This window comes from Synechococcus sp. CBW1006, assembly GCF_015840525.1.
Taxonomy (GTDB): Bacteria; Cyanobacteriota; Cyanobacteriia; order PCC-6307; family Cyanobiaceae; genus CBW1002.
Genome location: NZ_CP060396.1, coordinates 1077522 through 1093153, shown reverse-complemented (window position 1 = coordinate 1093153; position 15632 = coordinate 1077522). Strand labels below are relative to the sequence as shown.

At 66.4% G+C, this 15632-nt stretch carries 15 protein-coding genes; 9 read left to right on the top strand and 6 right to left on the bottom strand.

From position 1 onward, the window contains the following. Nucleotides 1–65 precede the first annotated feature (65 nt). From H8F26_RS05205 to H8F26_RS05195, 3 genes are all read left to right on the top strand, one after another. On the top strand, nucleotides 66–626 hold the full coding sequence (locus H8F26_RS05205) for an NUDIX domain-containing protein (RefSeq protein ID WP_197157992.1): 561 nt from the start codon (nucleotides 66–68) through the stop codon (nucleotides 624–626). Beyond that, complete coding sequence (locus H8F26_RS05200) at nucleotides 626–2197, top strand: FAD-binding domain-containing protein (RefSeq protein WP_197157990.1); 1572 nt, start codon at nucleotides 626–628, stop codon at nucleotides 2195–2197. Before H8F26_RS05205 ends, H8F26_RS05200 begins: the two co-directional genes overlap by 1 nt. Before the next feature lie 541 nt (nucleotides 2198–2738). Next, nucleotides 2739–3380: a hypothetical protein gene (locus tag H8F26_RS05195; RefSeq protein ID WP_197157988.1), complete on the top strand. Its 642-nt coding sequence runs from the start codon at nucleotides 2739–2741 to the stop codon at nucleotides 3378–3380. 130 nt (nucleotides 3381–3510) lie between these two features. Here the strand turns inward: H8F26_RS05195 and H8F26_RS05190 are convergent, their stop codons facing one another. Continuing rightward, a complete protein-coding gene (locus H8F26_RS05190; protein ID WP_197154839.1) occupies nucleotides 3511–4647 on the bottom strand; it encodes an IS5 family transposase in 1137 nt (378 codons plus the stop codon). A gap of 94 nt (nucleotides 4648–4741) precedes the next feature. Between H8F26_RS05190 and H8F26_RS05185 the strand changes: the two genes are divergently transcribed. The 3 genes from H8F26_RS05185 to H8F26_RS05175 all read left to right on the top strand — a co-directional run bounded on the left by H8F26_RS05185 (nucleotide 4742) and on the right by H8F26_RS05175 (nucleotide 8446). Then, nucleotides 4742–5197, top strand: a complete 456-nt coding sequence (locus H8F26_RS05185) for a hypothetical protein (RefSeq protein WP_197157986.1) — start codon at nucleotides 4742–4744, stop codon at nucleotides 5195–5197. 104 nt (nucleotides 5198–5301) lie between these two features. After that, nucleotides 5302–6852, top strand: a complete 1551-nt coding sequence (locus H8F26_RS05180; protein WP_197157984.1) for an IS5 family transposase — start codon at nucleotides 5302–5304, stop codon at nucleotides 6850–6852. A gap of 184 nt (nucleotides 6853–7036) precedes the next feature. Next, a complete protein-coding gene (locus H8F26_RS05175; protein ID WP_197157983.1) occupies nucleotides 7037–8446 on the top strand; it encodes a Mur ligase family protein in 1410 nt (469 codons plus the stop codon). A 126-nt stretch (nucleotides 8447–8572) separates the two neighbouring features. Here H8F26_RS05175 and H8F26_RS05170 read toward each other — a convergent pair whose 3' ends face one another. Together H8F26_RS05170 and H8F26_RS05165 are read right to left on the bottom strand one after the other, a co-directional pair. Further along, the gene (locus H8F26_RS05170) at nucleotides 8573–9784 is read right to left on the bottom strand and encodes a DegT/DnrJ/EryC1/StrS aminotransferase family protein (protein ID WP_197157981.1); all 1212 of its coding nucleotides are present in this window, start codon (nucleotides 9782–9784) and stop codon (nucleotides 8573–8575) included. A 53-nt stretch (nucleotides 9785–9837) separates the two neighbouring features. Further along, nucleotides 9838–10437: a thioredoxin family protein gene (locus H8F26_RS05165; protein ID WP_197158999.1), complete on the bottom strand. Its 600-nt coding sequence runs from the start codon at nucleotides 10435–10437 to the stop codon at nucleotides 9838–9840. Nucleotides 10438–10519: 82 nt separating this feature from the next. On the opposite strand from H8F26_RS05165, the gene H8F26_RS05160 reads away from it, so the two are divergent. Beyond that, on the top strand, nucleotides 10520–11092 hold the full coding sequence (locus H8F26_RS05160; RefSeq protein WP_197157979.1) for a hypothetical protein: 573 nt from the start codon (nucleotides 10520–10522) through the stop codon (nucleotides 11090–11092). 41 nt (nucleotides 11093–11133) lie between these two features. Here H8F26_RS05160 and H8F26_RS20090 read toward each other — a convergent pair whose 3' ends face one another. Further along, the gene (locus H8F26_RS20090) at nucleotides 11134–12591 is read right to left on the bottom strand and encodes an FAD-binding domain-containing protein (RefSeq protein WP_197157977.1); all 1458 of its coding nucleotides are present in this window, start codon (nucleotides 12589–12591) and stop codon (nucleotides 11134–11136) included. Nucleotides 12592–12725: 134 nt separating this feature from the next. Between H8F26_RS20090 and fabI the strand changes: the two genes are divergently transcribed. Continuing rightward, a complete protein-coding gene (gene fabI, locus H8F26_RS05150) occupies nucleotides 12726–13508 on the top strand; it encodes an enoyl-ACP reductase FabI (RefSeq protein ID WP_197157976.1) in 783 nt (260 codons plus the stop codon). Here fabI and H8F26_RS05145 read toward each other — a convergent pair. After that, entirely contained in the window at nucleotides 13487–14104 is a 618-nt protein-coding gene (locus tag H8F26_RS05145; protein ID WP_197157974.1) for a carbonic anhydrase, read from the bottom strand. The two genes, fabI and H8F26_RS05145, sit on opposite strands and share 22 nt — an antisense overlap. A gap of 110 nt (nucleotides 14105–14214) precedes the next feature. Between H8F26_RS05145 and hisB the strand changes: the two genes are divergently transcribed. Further along, the gene (hisB, locus tag H8F26_RS05140) at nucleotides 14215–14856 is read left to right on the top strand and encodes an imidazoleglycerol-phosphate dehydratase HisB (RefSeq protein WP_197157972.1); all 642 of its coding nucleotides are present in this window, start codon (nucleotides 14215–14217) and stop codon (nucleotides 14854–14856) included. A 43-nt stretch (nucleotides 14857–14899) separates the two neighbouring features. Here hisB and H8F26_RS05135 read toward each other — a convergent pair whose 3' ends face one another. Then, entirely contained in the window at nucleotides 14900–15520 is a 621-nt protein-coding gene (locus tag H8F26_RS05135) for a hypothetical protein (protein ID WP_197157970.1), read from the bottom strand. Between the last annotated feature and the right edge of the window lie 112 nt (nucleotides 15521–15632).

Genomic DNA, 15632 nt, shown 5'->3' with positions numbered 1-15632 from the left:
CCGAACTGCTGCCTCCTGGCTCTAGCTGGCCGGTTTAGCGTCCGCCCCAGCCGTTGATCCCCGCCATGGCGCCCCTGCCGCCCCCTGAGCCCGCGCGCCATCTCGAGACCCTCGAAGCCCTCGATGCCCGCAAGATCCGCTTCGAGATCAACCGGGTGGAGCTGCCGATGGGGGTGGAGGGCAGCTTCGGGATCATCCGCCATCCCGGCGCTTCGCTGGCGGTGCCCGTGCTCGATGACGGCCGCGTGGTGGTGCTGCGCCAGTACCGCTTCGCGGTGGCGGCCCGCATCCTCGAATTCCCCGCCGGCACCCTGGATCCCGGCGAGGAGCCCCTGGCCACGATGGAGCGGGAGTTGCAGGAGGAGGCGGGCTACAGCGCCTGCCGCTGGGATCCGCTTGGCCTGATGCTGCCCTGCCCCGGCTATTCCGATGAGGTGATCCACCTGTTCCTGGCCCGGGGGCTCACCCCCCTGGAGGCGCCGCCGGCCGGCGACGACGACGAGGACCTGGAGGTGCTGCTGATGGAACCCGCCGCACTCGATGCGGCCCTCGCCAGTGGCGACGAGGCCCTCGATGGCAAGAGCGTGACCGCCTGGTTCCGGGCCAAGCAGCTGCTGGGGCTCTGATGGCTTCCCCTGAGGCCGCCCGCCGCTGGCTGTTCTGGCATCGCCGCGATCTGCGGCTGGCCGACAACCTCGGCCTGGCGGCGGCGGCGGCGGCGACCCCAGCCCTGACGGGTGTGTTTGTGCTCGACCCGGCAATCCTGGCCGACCCGGCGATGGCACCGGCCCGCCGCTGGTTCCTGCTCGAAAGCCTGCGGGAGCTGGCCGCCTCCTGGCGGGCCTGTGGATCGCGGCTGGTGCTGCTGGAGGGAGACCCGCTGGTGCTGCTGCCACGGCTGGCTGCCGCCCTCGGTGCCGAGGTGGTGGCCTGGAACCGCGATGTGGAGCCCAGCGGGCGAGCTCGCGACCGGGCCGTGGCCGCCGCCCTGCAGACCGATGGCCGCCGCGTGCTGGTGGACTGGGATCAGCTGCTGGTCGCCCCGGAGGCGCTGCGCACCGGTGCCGGTGATCCCTATCGCGTCTACGGCCCCTTCCTACGCAACTGGCGCGGCCAGGTGGAGCGCAAGCAGGTTCTCGCGGCTCCTGGCACCGCCGGGGGGATCGAGCCGCTGGTGGCACCAACCGGCCTGCTGGATCTGGACCCGGCGATGCTGCCCCGGCCTGATCTGTGGGAGGCCCTGCCGCGCCTGGAGGCGGTGCCGCCGGCCACACGCTTCGGAGCGGCCTTCTCCGGCGCCGACCTCTGCCCCTGCCGTCCCGGCGAGGCGGCGGCCCTGGCCCAGCTTGAGGCCTTCTGTGAGGGGCCTGCCAGTGGCCGCGGCCAGCGAGCTGCGCTCCTGGCCTATGAGCCCCAGCGCAACCTGCCGGGCATCGCCGGCACCTCAGGCCTCAGTGCCGCGCTCGCCTTCGGCACCCTCAGCCCGCGCCAGGCCTGGGCGACGGCCCGCGCTGCCCGCGACCTCACCCGCAGCGAGGAGGAGCGCACGGCGATCAGCGTCTGGGAGCAGGAACTGGCCTGGCGCGAGTTCTACCAGCAGGCGCTGTTCCATTTCCCGGAGCTGGCGGAGGGGCCCTACCGGCCCCAGTGGCGTCACTTCCCCTGGGAGAACGACCCCGAGCGCCTCGAGGCCTGGCGGCAGGGGCTCACCGGGGTGCCGATCGTCGATGCGGCGATGCGGCAGCTCAACGCCAGCGGCTGGATGCACAACCGTTGCCGCATGATCGTGGCCTCCTTCCTGGTCAAAGACCTGATCTGCGACTGGCGCCTGGGGGAGCGTGCCTTCATGGAACGCCTGGTGGATGGCGATCTGGCGGCCAACAACGGCGGCTGGCAGTGGAGCGCCAGCAGTGGCATGGATCCGAAGCCCCTGCGCATCTTCAATCCCGCCAGCCAGGCCGCCAAGTTCGACCCGGAGGCCATTTACATCCGCACCTGGCTGCCGGAGCTACGCCACGTGGCCACGGCCGATCTGATCCGCGGCGAGATCGCTCCCCTGGAGCGCTGCGGCTATCCTGCGCCAATCGTGAGCCATCAGCGGCAGCAGGCCCACTTCAAGGCTCAGTACTCGGCCTTGCCACGAAATGGAGCGGAGGCGGTCCCGGGCTCAGTGGACAGGTCGACAAGACTTGCGTGAAGACCACTCCCAGCGGTTGCATTCATCCGGTTCAGCGCCTTCATCGCCGCGCAATGATCAATCGAAAGCAGCCGTTGCCGAGAGAGGGCAGGCTCTGTATTGGATTCCTGGGCAAAGCGAGCATCGCTTACTGGCGTGGCATATTGTCACTGGATTGAATGCCAAGAAAGTCACCTTCTTTGTTGCTTAGCGGTGCATAGCGGCTGCCCATGACTGCAGCAAACTGCCATCTGGAGAGAAGTGCGCGGTTATGAGCTGGGGCTTGATTTTCAGACCCATCTCAGCTTGCCAAGGGACTGATCCGAAGGCTTCCGAATCCTCCCTAGCGAATGCACCACCAGGACCTGCTATCCGATCGACAGGCAGACGACTGGAGTGTCGATTTGCACGTGCCGACCTCGTGCCCACGAATGGACAGATGACATCTCGCAGAGATCGCACTCTCCCAGAGGTCATCGGGCGTTACCGAAAATCCAGGAATTCATGCGATGGTGAGTTGACCATAATTTAGCCTTCCCTGAGCGCTATTCAGCCATCAATCATGAAAGTTGCTCGGCTCCGCTTTCTGCGCAAGGGCAACATGCAAGCCCCCTGCAGCGGGGCTGTCATCGAATTCACCGGGGTCGACCCTGCTGAAGAGCTGGACGCAGAGAGGCTGGCCCGTTGGCTCACGGCGCTTCCCACCAGCCTGAGGCTCTCACCGGCTGATTGCCAGGGTCCGTTGGTCGCTGTGCTGCCAAGGCTGCTTCTGGCCTGCAGCGAACACGCCCGGCTGGAGCAGGCACCAGTTCGGCTGCTGCATCAGGGGCCAACAACCCTCTGCCTCTGGCTGCCTGTCGATGACCCCAAGGCCGCCAAGGCGGTCGCAGCCCTCAGCATTCATATCGTTGAGGCAGTGAGGCGGGGCAACCTGCCTGATGCGACCACAACCAACCACTGGAACGCACTGCGCTCCCGCTTCTGGAACCAGACCCACGCCCACCTGGCCCGGGCGGCCAATCAGCTGGGAATTCCGTTTGCTCTGGTGGACAAGGATTGGCAGCGGTTTCTCCAGTTGGGACAGGGCTGCCACTTGCGTCTCTTCCATGAGACCCTCACCGATCGCACCCCACTCTTTGCCCGCTCAGCCACCAATAAGAGTTTGCTGAAAAACCAGCTGAGACGTCGCGTTTTCCCCTCCTGAGAGCTGTTGCAGCTCATTTCGGTCTGGTTTTCAGGGTTTCAGCGGTTCAGAGCACGCGTTTCGGTGTGTTTGGCCCCTCTGGGGCACCCTGATCACTGCCGTCTGGGCACACTTCTCGGCAACCACCTGTTCACGCCGCCGCCATCGCCGGTTTGAGCAGGTTGCCCAGGCGGATCAGGTTGTAGGCGATCACATTCAGGCCGAACACCGCACTCACCTTCTCGGTGCCGCGCAGCTTGAACTGGCGCAGACCTCCCCACTGTTTGATCCAGCCAAACACCTTCTCGATGCCGCGGCGGGCATGGATCGACTTGGCGTAGCCCACGTGGCGGGTGGTGCGGCCATCGATGGCGGAACCACCAGGGCGGCTGGTGTTCTGAGCGACATGCGGTGTCACGGCGATGCGGCGCATCTCGGCGACAAAGCCCTTGGTGTCGTAGTGCTTGTCGGCGCCGATGGTCTTCTGGTGGGCACCGGGGACGGCAGCCGCCATCGCTTTGGCGGCATCCCTCTCCCCGGTGCCCGTCGCTTGTGTGACGCGGCATTCGACGATCAGGGCATGGCGGTTGTCCATGAGCACGTGCCCCCGGTAGCTGGGGAGTGCGGGGTGGGCCTTGGACTTCCGGCACAGCAGCGCGTCTGGATCGACGCTGGAGCGATGGGTCTTGTTGCTGAGCTTGATGCCGCGGAAATCCCCTTTCGCTCGCTTCTTGCCGAGCTTTGGAGCGCCAAAACCCTCGCCAGGGCCTGACGGCGGTGGCGGCGGATCGTCCTGCCCATCGATCCGCTCCAGCGAGGCATGGGAGGCCCAGGCCTGCAGCAAGGTGCCATCCACCGAGAAGTGCTCGTCACTGAGCAGCGGCTTGACCTCCGGAGCACCCATCAGCTTCTCCAGGAACTTCCCCATCACCTGCTCGTTCAGCAGCCGCTCCCGGTTTTTTGTGAATGTGGTGGGATGCCAGATCGGATCATCCGGGCTCAGCCCCACAAACCAGCGGAACAGCAGGTTGTAGTGGAGCTGCTCGAGCAGCAACCGCTCCGAGCGGATGCCGTAGAACGCCTGCAGCAACGAGGCCAGCAGCAGTTGCTCCGGCGGCACTGATGGCCGGCCTTCTGCGGCGTACAGATCACAGAAGGTGGGATTGAGGCGATCGAGGGCCTGATCGGCCAGCTTGCGGATCCGCCGCAGCGGATGGCCGGCCGGGATCCGATCCTCAATCGACACGTAGGAGAACAGGGAGCCGCTGCGCTCCCGTTGACCTCGCATCTGGGCTGGGCAACTGGCCCATTTTCGCAGAGATGGCCGGGTTTTTCAGCGAACTCATAAGGAAGCTCTCCACAACCTGCTGAAACATCGCGGTGTGCCTCTGCCGGCCCAGGAAACAGTCGAGACACTCGAGAATGCGCTGGCCGCCGCTGAACGGATTGGCTGGCCAGTGGTGCTCAAGCCCGCTTCCGGTGGCAAAGGCCGAGGCGTATGGGTCGGGCTGAGCGACCCGATGGAACTGCGACAGGCCTGGCAGAGCCAGGAGCAGAGCGGCGAGGGGCGGCAGCTGTTGCAGCAGAACCTGACGGGGGCAGACCATCGCCTGCTGGTGGTGATGGGCAAGTTGCTGGCGGTGGCGCAGCGCCAACCGGCAACGCTCATCAGCGATGGCCTGCTACCCCTGCACAGGCAGATCGCAGTCCTCAACGCTGATCCGGAGAGGGGCGTGGGCTATGAACGCCTGAAGAATCGCGTCCCGGTGGACGGCCGGCTCGATCTGATCCTGGGCGAGCAGGGCTTCACGCTGGCATCTGTACCTCGGGTCTCCTGAAAAATCCAGATCCATTGCGCCGCAGCTGGTCTCAAGCATGAGAAACCGCTAAAGTAGCCGTGAATCAGGCAATCCGTGATTGCCTTTACTCCTGATCGCTCAATATGTACCGGAGGCACAATAACGGTCAGATCTCAATCAAGGAGTTCCACCTGCCATTTGGCGGCACACTTGATCCCGAGAATCGCTGGGTTCAACTGGAGGGGCTGATCCCATGGGATGAGCTGGAAGAAACCTATGCCCCTCAATTCAGCGCCACAATTGGCGCTCCAGCCAAATCAGTGAGAATGGCCTTTGGTGCTCTCTACATCAAACAGAAGTTAGGGCTCACCGACGAAGAGACAGTCCATCAGATCAGAGAGAACGCCTATATTCAGTTCTTTCTCGGCTTTGCGGGCTACACAGCTAAGGCACCGTTTGATGCCTCGATGATGGTGCACTTTCGCAAGCGTTTTTCTGACGAGGATCTGCGCCTTATCAACGAGCTGGTGGTGCAGCGCGGCAAAGAGATCCTTCTGGAAGCACTTGCTCAGGCAGCAGACGATGACGACCATGATGATCGTGATTCCAGTGGAGGAGGCGCTCAGCTAGAACTTGATGCGTTGATCAAGCCTGCTGACTGGCCAGAAGGAAAGAATTGGGGCACTCTCACGATTGATGCCAGTTGCACTCCAGCCGACATCACCTATCCCAGAGACCTCAAGCTCCTCAACGAGGCTCGCACAACGACCGAGCGAGTCATTGATGATCTGTGCAGTCAGTCATCGGGATTCAGGAGACATCGACCTCGCTACGACCGTGGCCTTGCTCGTGCTCATTTCCTGAGAGTGGCGAAGCAAAAACGGCCACGCCGCCGAAAAGTGAAGGCTGCCATTAAACATCAGCTTGGATATGTGCGGCAGAATCTCAAAGCCATTGATGCTCTGATCGGCCGTGGGGCAAGGCTTTCTGAGCTCAAGAGGCATTGGTGGCAGAAGTTGTTGGCCTGCAGCGAGTTGGAGCGGCAGCAGGGCCTTCTGCTCGCCTCTCAGACCAACAGCATTCCAGACCGCCTGGTGAACCTTGTGCAGACCCATATCCGCCCAATGGTGCGAGGCAAAGCACGTGCTGCGGTGGAGTTTGGTGCCAAAATCAGTGTTTCGGTTCAAAACGGCTTTCCGTTCTTGCACCGCATAAGCTGGAACCCCTACAACGAAGGAGAAGACCTTATCGCTCAGGCGGAAAAATACAAGCTGGATACAGGATCTTACCCAGAGCGAATCTGCGCCGACCGGATTTATATCACGGCCAAGAATAGGCATTTCTGCACGAGGAACGGTATTCGCCTCTCCGGCAAGCGATTGGGTCGCCCGCCCAAGGATCCTGATGTCACCACTGCACACAAGCACCAGCTCCGATCTGATCAAGCTCGACGCAATGAAGTGGAAGGCGTCTTTGGCTCTGGAAAGCGCAAGTATTCCCTGGATCTGATCATGGCTCGTCTACCAGCTGGTGCCGAATCCTCCATCTCGATGGCCTTTGTCGTGATGTGCGCGGAAAAGGTCTTGAGGCTGCTGCGCCTCTTTTTTGTCCTTCTTTTTGGGTGGATCTACAGCTTTTTTATGGCCTGGTCAGCGATCAGAGCGCCTGAGGGCATCTGCAAGCCATGCTTTTGAGATCTGGCCGACTTGATGTCACCGCGCTTGCCAGCCTGATTAACGCGAAGCAAACGGACGAATCCGGCGCCGATGGGCCGAGAATCTTTTTCAGGAGTCCCTACCTCCGGCCGGCACGCGGGTTCAGCTCTCCCGCACGGCCAACATCTCCCAGGGCGGCACGGCAATCGATTGCAGCGCCCGGGTGCATCCCGACAACCGCCGCCTCGCTGAGGACATTGCCCAACTGATCGGTACCGACGTGGTGGGCCTCGACCTGATCAGTCGTGACATCGGCGTGAGCTGGCGTGAAGGCGGCACCTGGCTGCTGGAGGCCAACCTCTCCGCTGGCCTGCGGCCCCATCTCCTGGCCGATCCTGATACCGATCTGTGCCAGCGGATTGTTCGCCTCTGGATGGGTGAGCATCCACAGGCGGGCCGGATCCCCATCGCGCTGATCACCGGCAGCGTCGGCAAGACCACCACAAGCCGCATGCTCGCCCATTTGCTCCTCGATGCCGGGAAGCGGGTGGGCCTCTGCTCCAGCACGGGTGTGGAGCTGGACGGGCAGCTGATCAAGGCCGGTGATCTGGCGGGAGGCGGACCGGCGCAGTGGCTGCTGCAAGACCGCCGGATCGAAGCCCTGGTGGCGGAAGTCGCCCGGGGTGGCATCCTCATGGCCGGCCTGGGGATCGAGAGCGCTGATGTGACCGCCGTGCTCAATGTGCTGGATAACCACGTCGGAATGGACGGTATTCGCTCGCGCGAAGATCTGGCCCGGATCAAGGCGGTCGTGGCCCAGGCTGCCGAAAAGCTGTTGGTGGTGAATGCAGATGATCCTCTGACACTGGGCATGGCCCAGAACCGAGACCCCGCCACTGTCGCCCTGGTGAGCGAGGATCCGGGGTGCAGCGCCTGGCACGCCCACCGCAGAGCAGGACACCTGGTGGCGAGCTACAGCAGAGAGCGGCAGGGGAACATCAAGTTGCACCATCAGGATCAGCAGCTCCTCTCTATCGCTTTGCGCGAGATTCCCGCCTCAGACGATGGGGCCGTCGGCACGATTGCCACAGCTGCAGCATTCTCCGCGGCACAAGCCATTGGGCTTGGCCTCAAGGCAGACCAGATCATCCAGGGGCTGCGAAATTATGGGCTCAAGGCGAGCCATCGCCGCGGGCGGTTTGAAATTCTGATGCGCGAGCCCTGGCAAGTCGTGCTCACCTGGGCCGATGGCCCTGAAGCGATGGCCTCCCTCTCCAGCTACGCCCTGGCCGCCACCGAGGCGGAGCCATGCCGCAGAATGTTGCTCTGCTCAGCCCCGGACACCCGTCCGGATGCTTTTCTGCAGAAGGTTGGTCAGGCCACCTGGGGCTTCGATCTTGTGGTCTGTGCCGCATGGAGTGAACGGAGGAACAGAACTCCAGACATGGTGCCTGCTCTTCTGGCCAAGGGAGTGCGCAGTCTCGGCCCCGACGGGCCAGCGGTATTGGAGTCAGGACTGGAATCCGAAGCAGTGGCCTTGCTGGCCGAGCAGATCCGGCCAGGGGATTTTTGTGTGGTCTCCACCTTTGAGAGTGAAATCATGAGGGAAAAATTGCTCGCAGCCTTGAGCTGATCGAACCCCGGTTGATGGTCGACCCTGGGTATGCCCTGTGAGGCTTGCCACCCACAACTAACCAATCAGGAGGGGACGAAGTGTTTCGATTCGCTGCTGCATGGTTCCGTAGCTGAGCGGCACCGATCAGGCCGGCACAGACACCTTCAGGGCCGACTGAATCACACTCTTGAGAACCTCAATCACCTGCTGCTGCTGCTCCGCACGCAGCTCCGGGAAGATCGGCAGGCTCAGCACCTCGGCGCAGAGGCGCTCGGTGACCGGCAGGCTGCCGGGTCCGTAGCCCAGGGCGGCGTAGGCGGGCTGGCGATGAATCGGGATGGGGTAGTAGATGATCGTGGTCACGCCGGCTTCCTGGAGCTGCTGCTTGAGCCAGTCGCGGCAGCAGGCCTCCGGCAGGCCGAAGTCGGCGCTGTCGGAGGCGGGGGTGCATTGGCCGCCGCAGGCGGCCTGGCCACCGGGGCAGCTGGGGACCCGCACCACGAACTGGTTCCAGCTGTGCCCCGCCGGCCCGGCCAGTGGCAGCTGGATACCCTTCAGATCGGCCAGGGCCCCGTCGTAGGTGGCGGCGACCCCGCGACGGCGCTCGATCCAGCGCTCCAGGTGGGGCAGCTTGACGTTCAGCACCGCCGCCTGCATGGCATCGAGACGGCTGTTGTAGCCGAGGGTCGTGTGCAGATAGCGGCGCGGCATGCCATGCACCGCCAGCTCCCGCACCGCCTGGGCCACGGCGGCATCGCGGCAGGTCACGGCGCCACCGTCGCCGGCGGCGCCGAGGTTCTTGGTGGGGAAGAAGCTGAAGCAGCCCGCATCCCCCCAGCTGCCCACCGGTTGCCCGGCCCACTGGGCACCGGTGGCCTGGGCGCAATCCTCGATCACACGCAGGCCGTGGCGACTGGCGATGGCGCAGACCCGCTCCATGTCCACCGGGCGGCCGAACAGATGCACCGGCATCAGGGCACGGGTGGCGGGTGTGATCGCCGCCTCGATCTGATCCAGATCGATCAGATAGGTGTCCGGGTCGACGTCCACGAACACGGGTGTGGCGCCCACGGCACTGATCGCCTCGGCGGTGGCGAAGAAGCTGAAGGAGCAGGTGATCACCTCGTCGCCGGGGCCGATGCCCAGGGCCCTCAACGCCAGGATCAGGGCATCGGTACCGCTGTTGCAGCCCATTGCGTGGGGCACGCCGCAGGCCCTGGCGAAGGCCTCCTCGAAGCGGGCGATGCCGGCGCCACCGATGTATTGGCCACTGCGCAGAACCTGCAGTACGGCAGCGTCGAGTTCCTCCCCGAGGTCCTGGAGCTGCTCGCTGAGACTGAAGGGAGGCACTTGCATGGCGGACACCTTAAGGCCAGTTCCAGCCTGCAGGAACCGCGATTGCGGGGCCTTCAGCGGGCCCAGGCCGGCTCCTGGCCTGGAGGCCATTTGATGTTGCAGCCGATCGAGGCGGTCTGTTCCGGTGCGACGGGCCGGCCGGCCAGCAGTGCCTCGATGGCGGCCCGCAGATCCCGCCCGTCCAGGGGAACGGCGTTGCCGGGGCGGCTGCCGTCCAGCTGGCCGCGGTAGGCGAGGCGCAGATCGGCATCGAACAGGAACGGATCCGGCGTGCAGGCGGCCCGCAAGGAGTGCGCCAGTTGCTGCTCCTGGTCGAGCAGGTAGGGGAAGGTCCATCCGTTGCGCTGCGCCTGGGCCTGGAGTCCTGCCGGGCCGTCCTGCGGATGGGTGAGGGTGCTGTTGCTCGAGATCCCGATCAGCTGCAGCCGCCCGCCGTAGTCGGCCTGGAGCCGGCTCAGCTCCGGTTCGATGTGCTTCACAAAGGGGCAGTGGGCGCAGAGAAACAGCACCAGCAGCGGCTGGCCGCCCAGGGCCGCAGGCTCCAGTGGGGCACCGGCCACCAGCTCGATGCTGCCGCTGGTCAGGGCCTCGGCCAGTTCCGTCAGGGGCAGGGGGGTCCCCAGCGGCAGCATCGTCGAGGGGGTGAGGGCCATGACCGGGGCGGCGTTCTGACGCCGATGCTGCAGCAGCAGCCCGCCGTTCGGGGAGGATCGACCCACTTGAGATCGGCCTGGCTTGACGGATGACCTGCCGCCCCAGCGTTCCCGCCTGGCGGCTCTGCTCTGCCTGGGGGGGCTGGTGGCCCTGATCGGCGGCTGTGTTCCCGCCCATCGCCATCCCAGCTGGGCCCTCTATCCCCTGCAGCGCCGGGTGCCCCACGACGGCCTGGCGGTGGTGAGCCAGCCCGATGGCTACGGCCTCCATCTCTGGCTGGACACCGACACCCGCCAGGAGGGGGTCTGCAAGCCGCGCTGGAATCCCAATCCGGCTCGGCTGTTCAACGGCAATGGCACGGCGCCGTTCAGCTCCGGGCTGGCAACCCAGCAGGAGTTCTTCGCGGCGGTGGCCCGCCCCGATGTGCAGCGCCTGCTGCGGCGCGAGCTCGAGGCCCTCTGTGCGGCCCGGGCCCCGCGCAGCAGCTTCACCTGGGTGGAACCGCCCCGCCGCCCCCAGGACATCAAGCCCGAGGCCTTCCCGCAGCTGGAGGAAGCCGACCTGCTCAGCGATCCGGAAGCGGTGCTGCAGCAGGAACGCAAGCTGCTCGGCGAGGATCCGCCGATGGGGCCTCCGCCAGCGGGTGTGCCCTGATGCAGCCGCCTCGGGGTTCGGCCTGCGCAAGGGCCTGGGGGTCAGGGCCTTCCGCGGCCAGCGGCGGCCCAGACCCTCGCCTCGGCGCGGCGCCAGTAGCGGCTGAAGCGCCCCAGATCCACCGCCTGCTCGAGTACAACGAAAGGCTCGGGCGGCAGCACCGTGAGAGGCAAAGCGCCGGCGAGCTGGGCCTGGATCGCCGCGAGGCGCGGGTCCACGGCGGCGCTGGTGACGATCCCATCGGCGCCGTGACGTTGCGCGAACGCCAGCAGCTCGGCCGCTGGGTCGCCGTGGCGGATCGTGACCGGCAGCTCCACCAGGCACTCCGCCAGAAAGCCAAGCCGCTTCAGGCTGGGGGGCGGGCCGCTGGTTGTGGTGCCGGTCAGCCAGGCGCTGTCGAAGACGAACAGGGCCGGCCGGCCCGGGTAGGCCCGCAGGGCGGGGTTGGCGGGGCCGAGGGCTTCGCCGTGGATCCAGAGGACCGGTCGCTGGGGTGGATCCGGATTGGGGCGGCTGGTGCCCGTGGGCGCCAGCGGTCCAGCTGAAACGGCGAGGCCGAAGGCAGAGGCAGTGGAAGGCTCTGGCGCCGGGGGTGGAGGGCTGGGAGTTTGCGGAGCCGGAGCTGAAGCCGGCGGCGCCTCAGTGGCCCATGGGAACAACTGCTGCTGCAGCTGCTCGTAGTCGGCGTCGAAGGGACAGCCTCCGGGGGCGTCGGGGCCGCCGCGGCGGGCGGCAGGACAGCGGGCGCAGAGGCTCTGGCCGCCGTAGCGCTCCAGGTTGGCCCGGTTGAAGATGTAGGGCTTGGTGCTGAAGCTGCTGGCCACCCACTGCCAGCTGAGGGCGTTACTGGCGGGGTCGCCATCCAGCAGGTGCTGCAGGAACCACTGGGCACCGGCCTGCCAGCGCACCCGCCGCCAGTGCACCACATAGGAGGCCAGCCAGAGGCGGGCGTGGTTGTGCAGCCAGCCGCTGCCGATCAGCTCGGCCGCAAAGGCATCGATGCAGGTCAGGCCGGTGCTGCCGTCTTGGATGTCGGCTGGCAGCACGGCGGCGTAGCTGGGGGCGGGGTGGCCGGTCTTGAGCGGTTCGCGGTCGTGCCAGATGCCGTCGCCCAGCTGGTGCCAGAGGCGTTGCCAGTAGTCGCGCCAGCCCAGCTCGGCGATCAGCTTGGCGGCGGCGGCGCGGGGGGCACCGCTGGTCTCCAGCCAGGCGAACACCGCGTCGCGCACCTCGGCCAGGGTGAGCACGCCGTGGCGGATGTAGGGCGACAGGCGCGTGACGGCGCCATCGAGGGCATTGCGGCTGCGGCCATAGGCCCCTGGATCGATCGCCGCCAGGCGCCGCTCGGCCGCGGCTCGGCCGCCACGGATTGGGCTCAGGCCACTGGCGGGGCTGAGGAGCAGGGGCCGCAGCGCCTGTACCAGGGCGGCCCTGGAGGCGAACTTGCGGGGCAGGTCGCCGTGTGCGATGGCGGTGGCATGGGGCGCGCGCGCGTCCAAGGCGGCAGGGCGGGGTTGGCTCCGATCCTGGGTGCGATGGTCATGGCCTTGCCTTGACCGGGCGCTGGCCTGGGCCGGGCCGAGCTGGGAGCGGGTGGGGGAGAATCCCCCGATCGCCCCCGACCCGTTTCCGCATGCTCCTCGATCTGCGCGGCAAGAAGGCCCTTGTCACCGGCATCGCCAACAACCGCTCGATCGCCTGGGGCATCGCCCAGCAGCTGGCGGCGGCCGGGGCCGAGCTGGGCGTCACCTACCTGCCGGATGAGAAGGGCCGCTTCGAGGCCAAGGTGCGCGAGCTCACCGCGCCCCTGGCTCCCACCCTGTTCGAACCGCTCAACGTGCAGGACCCCGTCCAGATCGAGGCGGTGTTCGAGCAGGTGAAGCAGAAATGGGGCTCGATTGATGTGCTGGTGCACTGCCTCGCCTTCGCCGGCAAGGACGAACTGATCGGCGACTACTCCGACATCAGCCCCGAGGGCTTCGGCCGGGCCCTGGAGGTGAGCGCCTATTCCCTGGCGCCCCTGTGCCGCTGGGCCAAGCCCCTGTTCAACCCGGGCGCCAGCGTGATCACGCTCAGCTATCTCGGCGCCGAGCGCGCCATCCCCAACTACAACGTGATGGGCGTGGCCAAGGCGGCGCTTGAGGCCTCGGTGCGCTATCTGGCCGCCGAGCTGGGCCCCGACAAGCAGGTGCGGGTGAATGCCATCAGCGCCGGCCCGATCCGCACCCTGGCCAGCTCCGCCATCGGCGGCATCCTCGACATGATCCACAACGTGGAGGAGAAGGCCCCCCTGCGCCGCACCGTGACGCAGGACGAAGTCGGCGCCACCGCCGCCTTCCTGGCCAGCCCCCTGGCCAGCGGTATCACCGGCCAGGTGCTCTACGTGGATGCGGGCTACTGCATCACCGGGATGTGAGGCCGCATCGGCATCACCGATCCCATCCAGTCGATCGTGGTGGAGTGGAGGTTGTAGAAGGCCGCCTCCACCTGCAGGCGGCCGCTGCGCATCCGATCGGTGAGCAGCACGCTGGAATCCACCAGGTTGCGGGCCGCGTTGAGGGTGTGGTGGCGGGAGGCCTGCTCCAGATCCTCGCGGGCTCCCAGGTGGAACAACTCCATCCGCAGTTGTCCCACCACCTGGGCCAGGCTCGGGGTGAGCGGCAGGCCCGGGTTCAGGGCCGCTTCCACTGCCCCGCAGCGTTCGTGGCCCAGCACCACGATCACGGGCACGTCCAGGTGGGCCACCGCGTATTCCAGCGAGGCGATCGCCGCGGTGGTGGAGAGGGTGCCGGCGTTGCGCACCACGAACAGATCGCCGAAGCCGGTGTCGAAGAGCAGCTCCACCGGCACGCGGGAATCGGCGCAGCCGAGCACGGCCGCAATCGGGTGCTGCCCCGTTTCCACCTCCAGCATCCGTTCCCGGCTGCTGTGGGGATGCAGCGACTCCCCGCTGAGAAAGCGCTGGTGCCCGCCGCGAAGGTCCGCGAGCACCGCTTCGGGGCAGTTGTTCATGGGGCGGGGGGCATATCGGCGAGGACATGCCGGTGCGGATCTCACGGCGATTGTGCGCTGATCGGCGCCCCCGGTTTCGGCATGATTGCCACACTCCTGTGCGCTTCCCTTTGTCTGCCCACCTGGACCCTGATCACGTCGCCGCCGCTGGCCGCAGCGGCAGCGTCCATCGCGTCACCGGCGAGACCGACGTTCACGTCAGCCTCAACCTCGACGGCAGCGGGCGCTGCAAGGCCGCCACGGGGGTGCCGTTTCTGGATCACATGCTCCATCAGATCGCCAGCCACGGCCTGGTGGACCTGGAGATCCATGCCGTGGGCGACACCCACATCGACGACCACCACACCAACGAAGACGTGGGCATCGCCGTGGGTCAGGCCCTGGCCCAGGCCCTGGGCGACCGGCGCGGCATCCACCGCTTCGGCCACTTCGTGGCGCCCCTGGATGAGGCCCTGGTGCAGGTGGCGCTGGATTGCTCCGGCCGGCCGCACCTCAGCTACAGCCTGCAGATTCCAGCCCAGAAGATCGGCAGCTACGACACCGAACTGGTGAAGGAGTTCTTTGTGGCCGTGGTCAACAACTCCGGCCTGACTCTGCACATCCGCCAGCTGGATGGCGCCAATTCCCACCACATCGTTGAGGCCTGCTTCAAGGCCTTCGCCCGCGCCCTGCGGCTGGCGGTGGAGGTCGACCCACGCCGCGCCGGGGCGGTGCCCAGCAGCAAGGGCGTGCTGGAGCGCGCCGGCGCCTGAGCGGCTGGTTGGGCCGCGGAGTCGCCGGCGGCTTGGGCGCCGTTCAGCTCCCGGAGTCGACCGTGGTCTGGGCGGCCAGATAGGGGCGGATCCAACGCTGGCCCCGCTCCAGCCAGAAGCGCTCGAACAGGGGCTCGAAGGCCGTGGCGATCTGCTCCATGGCGGCCTCCATGCGGGGCTTGCCGTAGACGAGGAACTGGGCGGTGGAGGCGGCGAAATAGCGGCGCCGGGCCTCGGCATCGTTGCGTTTGAAGGCTTCGCGGTAGAGGGCCTGGCCCTCGCCGATCATCCGGATCACGGCCGGCGAAAAGCTGACGCGGCCGCCATCCGGCAGGATGATGCTGCGATCGTTGATGAAGCCGATCACGGTCCGCATGCAGTCGCGGGTGCGGTCGGCGGACAGGGCTTCGGCGTCGCCGCGGCGGAAGCCCCACTGCAGGCAGCCATTGGTCACCTCCAGCACCCGCAGCAGTGCCAGCTTATCGAGCTGCTCCGCTGGGAGGGCGGTGATGGTGGCCATCTCGGCGCGGATGGCCGCCTGGAACCCTTCTGCGTCGGCGGAGAAGTACTCCTCCAGTTCCCGGATCCGGCCGAGGGCGGCCCAGTCGATCACCGCTCCGGGGGATGAATCCGCTGCGGCAGGGGACTCGCTGCTCTGCTGCATGGCGCCGATGCCGTTGCGGGAATCATGGCCGCGACCGATCGTCTGGCGCGGCCTCGCGTTGTCACACTCCGTTACGGGATGATGGCGGCAGTCTGTTCCATGCCCCAGCGCC